Here is an 11,745-nt window from a genome sequence, read left to right as displayed (position 1 = left end):
GGCTGGCACTGACCGACTCCCAGTTGCTGTCGAAGTTCAGGCCGATCAGTTCGCCCTTGGCGTTGAGCACCGGCGAGCCGGAGTTGCCGCCGGTGGTGTCCAGGTTGGTCAGGAAGTTGACCGTCTGCGTCTTCAGCGCGGGATCGGCGGTGCTGCCGAAGTCGCCCTTGGCAATCGCGGCCAGCAACGGCTTGGGTGCATCGAACGGATAAGCGTTGGTGTTCTTCTCGACGATGCCGGCCACGGTGGTCACCGGCGAGTACGTCACGCCATCACGCGGGTGCAGCGCCTCGACCTTGCCGTAGCTGATGCGCAGCGTGCGGTTGGCATCCGGGTACACCGCACGGCCCTGCTTCGCACGCCAGGCGAACAGCGCCTGCATGTAGGCCGGGCGCAGGCGCAGCTGTTCGCCTTCGCGGGTCTTGCTCTCGTTCTCGATGCGCAGCTGCGCGGCCACCAGCGGGCCGGCCACGGCGATCAGCGGATCAGCGGCCAGCGCCTTGCCTTCGCGGGCAGCGGCGAAACGGGACAGACGCTGCGCTTCGTCACCCAGCTGGGTCCCGGCGTACAGCGTGTCCAGTGCCTGCGCCAGCTGTGCCGGGGTGCGGCCGAACGCCGTATCGAACTCGGCCACGCGCTGCGCATCCGGAAGCTGCTGGTAGCGGGTCAGCAGGGTGGTCAGCAGTGCCTTCTCGACCTCGGGGGCATAGCGACGCTGCACCTGCTTCAGCACGCCCTCGATCATCGCCTGGTCGCGCTGCTGGTACCCGGTCTCGCGCTGCGCGTCCGGCTTGGCCGATTCGATGCGCAGGCGTTCCAGCAGCAGCGCCGAGCGCAGCAGCTGGCTCTGGCCGGCCATCTGTTCCAGCAGCAGGTCGCGCTCGCCCACCGCCGCGCCCTGCGACAGGTTGGCCAGCAATGCCTTGATGTCGCCCTGGTACTTGCGGTCGGTAGCGGCCAGCATCGCCTGCTCGTCGGTTGCACGCTGCGCCTTGGCGTCGCTGCGCAGCAGACCTTCCAGCTCACCGGCGGCGCGCTTGCGGTTGTTCTTCAGCGACTGCAGCTGCGAGGCATAGCGGGTACGCGCCTGCGCGTCCTTGGCACTGGCCGCCTCGATGGTGTCGATCATCTGCTGGAACACCGACACCCGGCGCGGCAGCACGGTATCGATCTGGCCCGCGAATTCGGCGGCGGTGCGGAGGCGGTAGGTGATGCCCGGGTAACCGGCCAGCATCGCGTAATCGCCCTCCTTCGGGCCTTCCACCGACATCTGCAGGTGCGCCGGTGCCTGGTAGGGCACGTTGTCCTTGCTGTAGGCGGCCGGCTTGCCGTCCTTGCCCACGTAGGCGCGCAGCAGGGTGAAGTCGCCGGTGTGGCGCGGCCACATGAAGTTGTCGATCTCATCGCCGTAGTTGCCGATCGCGCGCGGCGGTGCATAGACCAGGCGAACGTCGCTCAGTTCCAGCTGGGCGATGCGGTAGAAGTCGGTGCCGTAATACATGTTGGCCACCGAGCAGCGCACGCTGCCGTCCTTCTCGCACTCGGCCACGATCTGCTTGCTGGCCGCATCCACCGCGTCGAAGTAGGCGCGGCCGGTCTTGCCCCGGGCCTGCGCCAGCACCTGGTCGGTCACCTTGTCGAAGCCGACGGTGACCAGCACGCGGAAGTCCGGATTGGCCGGGCGCTCGTCGGCGCGGCCCTTGGCGATGAAGCCGTCGTTGATGAAGTTGTGCTCGGGCGAACTGTTGTACTGGATCACGCCCATCGCCACGTGGTGGTTGGTCAGCAGCAGGCCGTCGGCCGAGACGAACGAGCCGGTGCCACCACCGGCACGCACCACCGCACTCAGCGGCGGCGCGGTGACGTTGGCCAGATCGGCCGGGTTGCCCTTGAAACCGGCCGCCTGCAGCGGCTTGGCCAGCTCCGGCAGCTGGGTCGGCATCCACATGCCTTCATCGGCGTGGGCGCCGGCGGCGAGGGTCAGGCCCAGGGCCAGGGCGGTGGGGAGGGCTTTGCGTGGCGACATGAGGCAATCCGGTACGACAGAACAGCCCGGGACCATAGCCGCTGGGGGCGGACGGGGCAACGGCCGATGGTTGGGGGCCTGACAGGTAGAGCCGAGCCCATGCTCGGCTGCTCTTCCGTCAGTCCGCGCTGCGCGCGGAAGCCGAGCATGGCTCGGCTCTACAGGGATGCCGCGGCGGGTTATTTTTCCCGCCGCCAGTTCAGCGAACCGCGGTTTTCCACCGTGCTCGATTCCACTTCAACGTCGAAGCCGCGGCGCAGCAGGTACTTCAGCGTGATCACCGAACCGGCACCGACCAGCGACACGCCGTAGCCCACGTACAGCTTGGGCGAAATGTACTTGCCGACACCGATGACCGAACCGCCCAGCGCGCGCGACTGGCTGACGCCGGCATCGTCCAGGCCAAGCTTGGCACCCAGCTGCGAAGCCAGCAGGCCGCTGCCGGCCGACAACGCCGCCGAGGCCGCGTTCACCTGCTGGGTCTGGTCGCTGCTGGCACCGGTCAGGCTGCGCCCCAGCACCAGGTAACCCAGTGCTTCGGACTGCGACATCGCTGGATCGGACCAGACATCGGCACGTGGCTGCTGTGCGCGCCCAGTCACGTCGATGCCGGCGGTGACATCACCGATCCGGCGCTCGGCGCGGATGTTGATGCGCGGGTCGGACACCGCGTTGTAGTTCCAGTTGAGGTTGCCGCGGGTGATGGTCAGGTCCTGGCCATAGGCCTTGTAGCGGCCACTGACTTCCAGGCCGCCGTTGGCGGTCATCTCGCGGCCGGGCTTGGCCCAGACCTGCATCTTGCCGGTCAGCGCGCCCTTCAGGCCGAAGCCGGTCATCTTGACCTTGTCACCCAGGCTGACAGTCAGCTCCATGTCCAGCGGCGAGGTGCGCGACTCTTCCGGATCGGCCGGGTCCAGCACCACCACGTCTTCGGACACCGAGGTGCCACGGTCCAGGCGCTCCAGATCGATGTCGGCCTCCGGCACGTGCACCGTTCCACGCAGCTCCATCGCGGTCTTGGCCAGGGTGAAGTCCAGGTTGGGATTGGCGACGATGCGCAGTTCGCTGGTATTGGACAGCAGCACATTCTCGCCGTGGATCTTCAGCTGCAGCGGCTGTGCATCGCCGAACCAGGACAGGCCGCCGTCGACATACAGCGTGCCCTTGCCCGAATTGGCCTGCGCGGTGATCTTGGCCGAACCATCAGGCTGGGCGACGAAGCTGCCCTTGCCCTGATCGAAGGTCAGGCCCAGCGCCGGGAACTCGCCCTTGAAGTTGCTCAGCTGCGCATCACCGCCCAGCGAGGGCTGGCCGCGCGTGCCACGCAGGCTCACGTGGCCTTCGATCAGGCCGGTCGGGCGCACCACGTCCGGCGAGAACAGTTCCAGCCAGTACAGGCGCGACATGTTGAGGTAGAGCTCGCCGTTGAGCGGCGCACTCGGTTCCCAACCGGTCTGCATCCTGGCATCGACGAAGCCGTTGCCCTGGAAGCCCATGCCCAGGTAGCCCTTGATGCTGGCCGGGGTCATGTCCAGCTTCAGCGAGAACTGGTCATAGCGCACCAGCTCGCCACGGTTGGCATCGGCCACGCTGGTGTTGCGGTTCTCGCCCAAGCGTACGCCGCCTTCGGCCGAGCGCACTTCCACGTGCCCTTCCCACGCGTTGCCACGCGGACGGATCTGCGCGTCCAGGTTGAGTTCGCCACGCAGGTAGATGCGCCGGCCGGACTGCGGTGGCAACCACGGCTGCACCAGCGCCAGCGGCAACGCATCGCCGCGCACAACCAGCCCTTCGCGCGGCCAGTTGGCGTGCGCGCACAGGGCGCCGCCGGTCGCAGCGCCCAGGCAGGTTTCGCCCAGCGTGTAGTTGCTGCCGTTGATGGCGAATGCCGCAGGCGCACGCAGTGCCCACGCATCGCCCTTCACCGGTGCGATGCGCAGCGTGGCCAGTTCGCCACGCCACTGCTCGCCCTGCTGGCGCACGCTGCCCTGCAGCTCGATCGCACCCAGTTCGTTGCGGGTCTGCGCGGCCAGGCGCAGGTTGGAGACACTGCCCTGCGCATCGATGTTCAAGCGCTCCAGCAGCATGCCTGCATTGACCTGCTGGCCCTGAATCGCCAGCGTGCCACTGTCACCACGCCACGGCAGGCGGCCCTTGATGCTCAGGCTTTCAGCGCCGTAACCGTCCCAGTTGAGATTGTTGCCGACCAGGTCGGCGGTGATGTCCGGCGCATCGCGCGGGCCTTTCACCTGCACCTGGCCACGCAGGCCGCCATCGGCGCCGGGCAGCAGGTCGCTCAGCTGCAGCGGCTCGAAGCGCGCATCGATGTCCAGGCGGTCGCCGACCTTGCCCGAGGCGGTCACCCGGCTGCTGCCAACGGCCAGTTTCAATTCACCCTGGCCCTGCTCACCCTGCAGGGCGAACTTGCCTTGTGCATCCACGTTGCGCTGGCGCAGGGTGCCCTTCAGCGAGGGCAGGTCCACCGTGGCCTCCAGCGTGCCCGCAGTGCCCGGCGGCGCGTTGGCCGGCGGCGGCAGCTGACGGCCCTTGGACGCGAGATTGCCGGACAGACGACCATCCCAACCCGGCGCGAAGTAGCCCGGGTCGAAATCCTTCAGCGTGGCCTTGGCATCCCAGTCCAGCTGCGGTGCCCACGCCACCTTGCCTTCCACCTGCAGTTGGCCACCCGGGGTCTGCGCCTGCAGTTCGCGGATCTCGGCGGCCTGATCGTTGCCACGCACATCGAAGCGCAGCTGTGCCTTCTGCTTTTCGCGTTCGACATCGGCACGGCCGATCGCCGCCCACGCCTTCAGCGTACCGGCCAGGCCGAAGCGCGCTTCCTTCAACGTCACCGGCACCGGCGAACTGCCAGCAGTGTTCGGGTCCGGCGCCGGCACCCAGGTCAGGTCCTGTGCGATCACCGAGAAATTCAGCTTCTGCTGGTCTTCTTCGCTGAAATCAGCGGTACCTTCCAGGCGCGCTTCGCCGCCCAGTCCCTTGACCACCAGCGGCGAGACCTTCAGCACCTGGTCCTGCAGCGACACCACCGACGGCGCCAGCTCCAGTTCCTGCTCACCCTGCTTCACCCGGCCATGCAGGTTGGCATTGCCGCCCTTGCCGGAGGCGGTGAAATCCAATGCCAGCGGTGCGATGGCCGAGCTGGCCAGCGCCGGCGACAACAGCGCCAGGTCCAGCTCGTCGCTGCGCACGGTCGCGTTCCAGGTCGGATCGGTGCGGCCATCGAACACCAGCATCGCGTGCAGCGGCTTCGGCGCGCGACCGGCCAACGCCACTTCCATATGCGCCAGATCACCGCGCGCGACCAGGCCAACCGTGGCCGCGGTCCGTCCGCGCGGTGCCGGCAGCACTGCAGTGACGGTAACGTCGGTGTCGTAATCCTTGGCCGGGATGTAGCGGCCCTGGGCAGTGAAATTGCCCATGTCGCTGTCCACGACCAGCTTGCGCGCCTGGAACTCGCCATTGGCGATCTCGATGCCACCACGCACGCGGCTGATGTCGATCACCGGCTCGTTGGCCTGGCTGATGCGGAAACTGTCGATGGCGATCACATCGGCCTGGATCGCCAGCGGCATTTCGATCTGCGGCAGCGAATCAGGCCACGACGGCAGCTTGAACGGCTCATCGCTCTTGGCCAGGTTGAGCGTGGCGTTGGTCAGTTCCAGCTTGTCCAGCAGCAGCTTGCGGCCCAGCAGCGGACGCAGGTCCGGTTCCAGGTGCGCGCGCTCGGCGTGGAAATGGATGTCGTCGTAGCGGAAGTCGACGTTGTAGAGGGTCAGCGGTCCAGCCACCGGGCCATCGACCTTGTCCCAGGTGAAGCTGGCGCCCACCGGCAGGCGTGCCACCACCTGCGCCAGCAGCACATCGCGGCCGGCCACCGTCTGCAGCAGCCAGTACACGGCCAGCAGGGCAACCAGCACCAGGCCGACCACGCCCGCGCCGGACCATGCCCAGAAACGGCGACGGCGGTAGAAGCGTACGCGCCGCGGCGGCGTGTTCGGCGACGGGGTCGGTGCGGGCGTGCTCACAGGTCCGCTCCGATGTTGAGGTACAGCTGGAACTGCGAATCAGGGTTGTTCAGGCCGTGCGCGATATCCACCCGCACCGGGCCCACCGGCGATTTCCAGCGCACGCCGAAGCCGACGCCGGTATGCAGGTCGATATTGGTATCGAAGGCGCTGCCGGTATCGACGAATACCGCCGCACCCCACGGGCCGCCATTGAAGTAATGCTCGTATTCGGCCGAACCGACCACCAGGTGCTTGGCACCCAGAGCGTACTTGTCGGGTCTGGGCGTGCGCGGGCCGACCTCACGGTAGGCATAGCCGCGGATGCTGCGGTCGCCACCGGCGAAGTAGCGCAGGCTGGGCGGCATCGCCACGAGGTCACTGGTCCAGGTGGTGCCGCCTTCGCCGCGCAGGATCAGGCGATTGGTTGGCCCCACCGGGATGTACCAGCGCAGTACGGCGTTGGCCTGCACGAAGCTGGTGTCCGAACCGACGCCTTCGACGCCGGCACGCACGGTCGCGGTGCCACTGATGCCGCTGCGCGGGAACAGCTCGTCGTCCACCTTCACGTAATCGGCCACGATCTGCGGATAGACCAGCGTGGACGTGTTGTAGACCGCATCGGTGAATTCAGTGCCCGAGGCATAGCGCCAGCGCTCGCGCAGCGCGTTGATCGAGGCGATGGCGGTCCAATTTTCGTTGATCTCGCCGCTGCGGCTGGCGATCAGCTTGAAGTTGCGCAGATCGATGTAGTCGGTCTGCTCGTCGTAGGCACTGGCCGCGAAGGTGTACCAGCCATCAAGCCAGTTGAACGCCGGGATGCGGTAGCTGGTGATCAGGCTCTTGCGCTTCTGCGCATAGTCCAGCTGGGTGTTCATCTTGTGGCCACGGCTGTTCAGGAAGCGCCGTTCAAGGCCACCGCGCACACCGGCGCCACTTTCGCTGCCGTAGCTCAGACCGTAGGAATAGATGCTGCGCTTGGCCCGCGTCAGCTTCACATCAACCGGCACCTCGCCGTTTTCATCGGCCTGGTCCGGGCGCGGCTGGATGTCGATCACGCTGAAGTAATCGAGCTTGGTCAGCGACTCGCGCAGGCGGTCCAGCTTGCCTTCGTGGAAGTAGCTGCCCTGGTCCCAGTACACCAGCGGGTCGAACAGCTTGTCGTCGAAGTAGTTCTGCTCGAAGGTCACCGGGCCCATGTTGTAGCGGCGGCCGCTGTCCCAGGTCAGGTCGATGTCGGCAGCGTTGTCCGCGCGGGTGATCTGCACCTGGCGCTGGGTGTAGTCGGCGTCGAAGTAGCCACGCTCGGCCAGGCGCCGGGTCACGGTGATCTTGCTGGCTTCGTACTGGGTATGTTCGAAGCGCTGGCCCTTGCGGGGCTTGAATGCGGTCAGGTCGTCCTGCAGGTACTGGTCGTACATCGCCGGACCGGTGATGTCGATATGCTCGCGGCGCACCAGCACCGGCGGGCCCTTGTCGACATGGATCAGCACGGTGACGTGCTCGTCCTGGCGCGGCGCCTCGACCTTGATCACCGGGTTGTAGTACCCGAACGGCTCCAGCGCTTGGCGGGTCTGCCGCTCGGCCTGCGACAGCAGGTACTCCAGGCGTGACTCGCCCTGCTCCTTGCCGATCGTGTCGAACAACGTCAGCGATTCCTGGATGTTCTCGATGATCGCGGCGTCGTCGCCCTTGTCCAATCCCTTGATGTCCACCTTGTCGATGGTGCCGCGCGCATGGGCCACGGACGTGGCGCAAAGCGAGAGGACCATCAGCGGCAGGGCGTATTTCGTTGGCTGCATGCGGCACAGCATACCGACCGAAGGTGACGATGCGAAATGCATCACGTGTTTCGGGATCGGTTGTTAAGTGGCGGTCAAAATACGCGCCTTTGTGGCGATCATCGCGCCCGCATGCGGAAATGCCGGCATCGTGTGCGATGCCGGCGATGATCCCGATGGACAGCGCCGGGTCGTGCCGGCCGCTGGCCGGCAGCATGGCGATGCATTGCAGGATCGTGGCGTTGCCGGCCAGCGGCCGGCACTACCGGTAAATCCACACCATGCGTGACGGTTGCCCAGTAGATCCACGCCATGCGTGGATCGGGGTCCCGATCAGCTCGACAGATGCTCGATCGCCGCGACCTTGCCCAGGCGTTCACCCAGCATCGTCAGCAGCGCCAGGCGGTTGCCACGCAATGCCGGATCCTCGGCATTGACCATCACCCCGTCGAAGAACGCATCGACCTGCGGACGCAGGCGGGCCAGGCGCGCCAGCACGGCCACGTAGTCCTTCTGGTGCAGGCTGGCGCCGGTGTCGTCGATGGCTGCAGTCACGGCTTCCGCCAGCGCGCGCTCGGCATCTTCCTGCAGCAGGGCCGTATCGATCTGGCCCGGAATATCGCCCTCGGCCTTGCGCAGGATGTTGCGGATGCGCTTGTTGGCAGCAGCCAGCGCCTCGGCTTCCGGCAGCGCTGCGAAGATCCCGATCGCATCCAGGCGGCGGTCGAAGTCGTACAGCGAGACCGGCTTCAGCTCGGCCACCGCATTGAAGTGGCTGGCCGGCACGCCCTTGTCGCTGTAATAGCCCTTCAGGCGGTCGAGGATGAAGTCGTACAGCTCAGCCACGTCGGCCTGCACGTTGCGCGCGGCCAGCCCGGCATTGGCGCTGGCCAGCAGCGCGCGCAGGTCCAGCTCGAAGCCGCTTTCGATGACCGTGCGGGCCAGGCCCAGCGCGTTGCGGCGCAGGGCGAACGGGTCCTTGTTGCCGGTCGGCTTCAGGCCCGCGGCGAAACCGCCGGCCAGGGTGTCCACACGCTCGGCGATCGCCAGCACCTTGCCCAGCGGCGACAGCGCGATGTCATCACCACCGAAGCGCGGCTGGTAGGCCTCGTCGATGGCCAGTGCCACCTCCGGCGACTCGCCACCGACCACTGCGTAGTGGCGGCCGGCGATGCCCTGCAGTTCCGGGAATTCGTTGACCATGCGCGACTGCAGGTCGTTCTTGGCCAGCTGCGCGGCACGCTTGGCCAGCACCGGATCGGCCCCCACCTGCGCGGCGATCACCTCGGCCAGCGCCGCCACGCGCGCGACCTTGTCGGCCACGCTGCCCAGCTTGGCCTGGTAGGTCACCGTCTTCAGGCCCTCGCCCATCGCCTCCAGGCCCTGCTTCAGGTCTTCGTCGAAGAAGAACTTGGCATCGGCGAAGCGCGGACGGATCACGCGCTCGTAGCCCTTGGCCACTTCGGCGACGTCCTTGGACTCGATGTTGGCGATGCCGATGAACTTCTCGGTCAGCTTGCCGCCGTCATCCAGCACCGGGAAGAACTTCTGGTTGATCTCCATCGTCTCGATCAACGCTTCCTGCGGTACCGCCAGGAACGCGCGCTCGAAGCTGCACAACACCGCCGACGGCCACTCGACCAGGTTCACCACCTGCTCCAGGTTGTCCTCGGTGATGCGTGCGCTGCCACCGGCGGTGGCGGCAGCGGCTTCAACCTCGGCGACGATGCGCTGGCGGCGCTCGGCCGGATCGACCAGCACGAAGGCGGCGCGCAGCGATTCGACATAGTCCTGCGGCTGGGTCAGCCACACGGTCTTGTCATGCAGGAAGCGGTGGCCGCGGCTCATGCGGTCGGCCTTCAGGCCGAACAGTTCGGCCTCGACCACCTCACCGCCGTGCAGCAGCACCAGCCAGTGCACCGGGCGGGCGAAGCCCCAGCTGTGGTCGCCCCAGCGCATCGGCTTGGGGATGGGCATGCCGGCGATGGCCTCGCGCAGGATCTCCGGCAGCAGCGCAGCGGTGCGCGCGCCTGGAGTCACGGCACGGTGCACGAAGCGCTCACCCTTGTTGTCGGTGGTCTTTTCCAGCGCGGTCCAGTCGATCCCGGCCTTGGCCGCGAAACCCTGCAGCGCCTTGGTCGGCTGGCCTTCGGCGTCCAGCGCGATGTTCAGGTACGGGCCCAGCACTTCGCTGTGCTGTTCCGGCTGTTCCAGGCCAACGCCCGGCAGCAGCACGGCCAGGCGGCGCGGGGTCGACAGCGGGCGAGCATCGCCCAGTTCCAGTTCGACGCCGCGCTTGCGCAGGCCATCGACAACACCGTCGAAGAAGGCCTGGGCCAGGCCCGGCAGCGCCTTGACTGGCAACTCTTCGGTGCCCAGTTCAATCAGCAGGGGAGACAATTGGCTCATCGGTTCGATCCTGTGGTGGGGGCGCAGCGCGCGACGCGGCCGGCGCCCCTGGGGGAGTAGGTGAAACGCGTGATGGGAGAACGGGCCGTCAGGCCTTCTTCGCGCCCGGGAAGCCCAGCTTCTCGCGCTGCTCGTAGTAGGCCTTGGCCACCGCCTGCGCCAGCGCGCGCACGCGCAGGATGTAGCGCTGGCGTTCGGTCACGCTGATCGCACGGCGCGCATCCAGCAGGTTGAAGGTGTGGCTGGCCTTCATCACCTGCTCGTAGGCGGGCAGCGGCAGGTTCACTTCCACCAGCTTCTGCGCTTCACGCTCGCAGGCGTCAAAGCGGTGGAACATTTCTTCCACGTCGGCGTATTCGAAGTTGTAGGTGCTCTGCTCCACCTCGTTCTGGTGGTAGACGTCGCCGTAGGTCACCGGCTGCCCGTCCGGACCGTAGGTCCACACCAGGTCGTAGACGTTGTCGCAGTTCTGCAGGTACATGCACAGGCGCTCGAGACCGTAGGTGATCTCGCCCAGCACCGGCCGGCATTCCAGGCCACCGGCCTGCTGGAAGTAGGTGAACTGGGTCACCTCCATGCCGTTGAGCCAGACTTCCCAGCCCAGGCCCCAGGCACCCAGCGTCGGCGATTCCCAGTTGTCCTCGACAAAGCGCAGGTCGTGCACCAGCGGATCGATGCCCACCGCCTTCAGCGAATCCAGGTACAGCTGCTGGATGTTGTCCGGCGCCGGCTTCATCGCCACTTGGTACTGGTAGTAGCGCTGCAGGCGGTTCGGGTTTTCGCCGTAACGGCCATCGGTCGGGCGCCGCGAGGGCTGCACGTAGGCCGCGTTCCAGGTTTCCGGACCGATCGCACGCAGGAAGGTGGCCGGGTGGAACGTACCGGCGCCCACCTCCAGGTCGAGCGGCTGGATGAGCACGCAGCCCTGCTGGGCCCAGAACTGGTTCAGGGTCTGGATCAGGCCCTGGAAGGTGATCGGAACGGTCGGGGTCGCGGACATGCGGACGAGTCTTGGCCGGCAAAGGGGTGCGCTAGTATAACGGCCGACCTGCGGGGCATTCCGTACCCGGAAGGAGCAGGTAGATGGAACATCGGCTGCCCACGGGCACGCCCGGCGAGCCTGGTGCGGTGCCGTTGCCGCCCGGTCGCCTGCAGTTCGAACAGGTTGCGGCGGCCCTGCTGGCCGATGGCGTGGTGGCTGCGCACGAGCGCGAGCGCATCCGTTTTTCCGCGCAGGGCGCCCGCAATGCCAGTGAAGTACATCCGCTGGTGCTGCTGTCCAACCTCAAGCTGGCCGCCAGCGACGGCGGCGACCTCAATCTTGAGCGCCTCACCGAGTGGCTGGCCCAGCGCACCGGCAGCCGCTACCTGCGCATCGATCCAACCCGCGTCGACGTCGCCTCGGTCACCGCCGTGGCCTCGCACGCCTACGCGCGTCGGCATCGCTTCCTGCCGCTGGCGGTGGATGGCGAACGCGTGCTGGTGGCCACCAGCACGCGTTCGC

General features: G+C 67.1%; 4 protein-coding genes and 2 pseudogenes. 1 reads left to right on the top strand and 5 read right to left on the bottom strand.

Annotated elements, in window-relative coordinates; genetic code table 11:
- From DBR20_RS03890 to glyQ, 5 genes and pseudogenes are all read right to left on the bottom strand, one after another.
- Window positions 1-1,909 (bottom strand): annotated as a pseudogene (locus DBR20_RS03890) (S46 family peptidase); the annotation flags it as partial.
- A 296-nt stretch (window positions 1,910-2,205) separates the two neighbouring features.
- Window positions 2,206-6,072 carry a translocation/assembly module TamB domain-containing protein gene (locus DBR20_RS03885; protein WP_108265257.1) on the bottom strand — a complete coding sequence of 1,289 codons (3,867 nt, stop codon included), beginning with the start codon at window positions 6,070-6,072 and terminating at the stop codon, window positions 2,206-2,208.
- Window positions 6,069-7,865 (bottom strand): autotransporter assembly complex family protein, encoded by a 1,797-nt coding sequence (locus DBR20_RS03880; RefSeq protein WP_108265256.1) that lies wholly within the window; start codon window positions 7,863-7,865, stop codon window positions 6,069-6,071. Before DBR20_RS03880 ends, DBR20_RS03885 begins: the two co-directional genes overlap by 4 nt.
- A gap of 300 nt (window positions 7,866-8,165) precedes the next feature.
- The gene (glyS, locus tag DBR20_RS03870; protein WP_108265254.1) at window positions 8,166-10,241 is read right to left on the bottom strand and encodes a glycine--tRNA ligase subunit beta; all 2,076 of its coding nucleotides are present in this window, start codon (window positions 10,239-10,241) and stop codon (window positions 8,166-8,168) included.
- An 88-nt stretch (window positions 10,242-10,329) separates the two neighbouring features.
- Window positions 10,330-11,241, bottom strand: coding sequence for a glycine--tRNA ligase subunit alpha (gene glyQ / locus DBR20_RS03865; protein ID WP_025878768.1), 912 nt, complete (start codon window positions 11,239-11,241; stop codon window positions 10,330-10,332).
- An 83-nt stretch (window positions 11,242-11,324) separates the two neighbouring features.
- On the opposite strand from glyQ, the pseudogene DBR20_RS03860 reads away from it, so the two are divergent.
- A pseudogene (locus DBR20_RS03860) lies at window positions 11,325-11,745 on the top strand (type II/IV secretion system protein); the annotation flags it as partial.

Origin of the sequence: Stenotrophomonas sp. HMWF023 (assembly GCF_003060985.1) — a bacterium.
Taxonomy (GTDB): Bacteria; Pseudomonadota; Gammaproteobacteria; order Xanthomonadales; family Xanthomonadaceae; genus Stenotrophomonas; species Stenotrophomonas lactitubi.
This window is presented reverse-complemented; position numbering and strand designations above follow the sequence as displayed.

Excerpts from the sequence above, each read along its gene's own strand:
- DBR20_RS03880 (WP_108265256.1), bottom strand. The coding sequence starts at position 7,865 with ATGCTGTGCCGCATGCAGCCAACGAAATACGCCCTGCCGCTGATGGTC.
- glyS (WP_108265254.1), bottom strand. The coding sequence starts at position 10,241 with ATGAGCCAATTGTCTCCCCTGCTGATTGAACTGGGCACCGAAGAGTTG.
- glyQ (WP_025878768.1), bottom strand. The coding sequence starts at position 11,241 with ATGTCCGCGACCCCGACCGTTCCGATCACCTTCCAGGGCCTGATCCAG.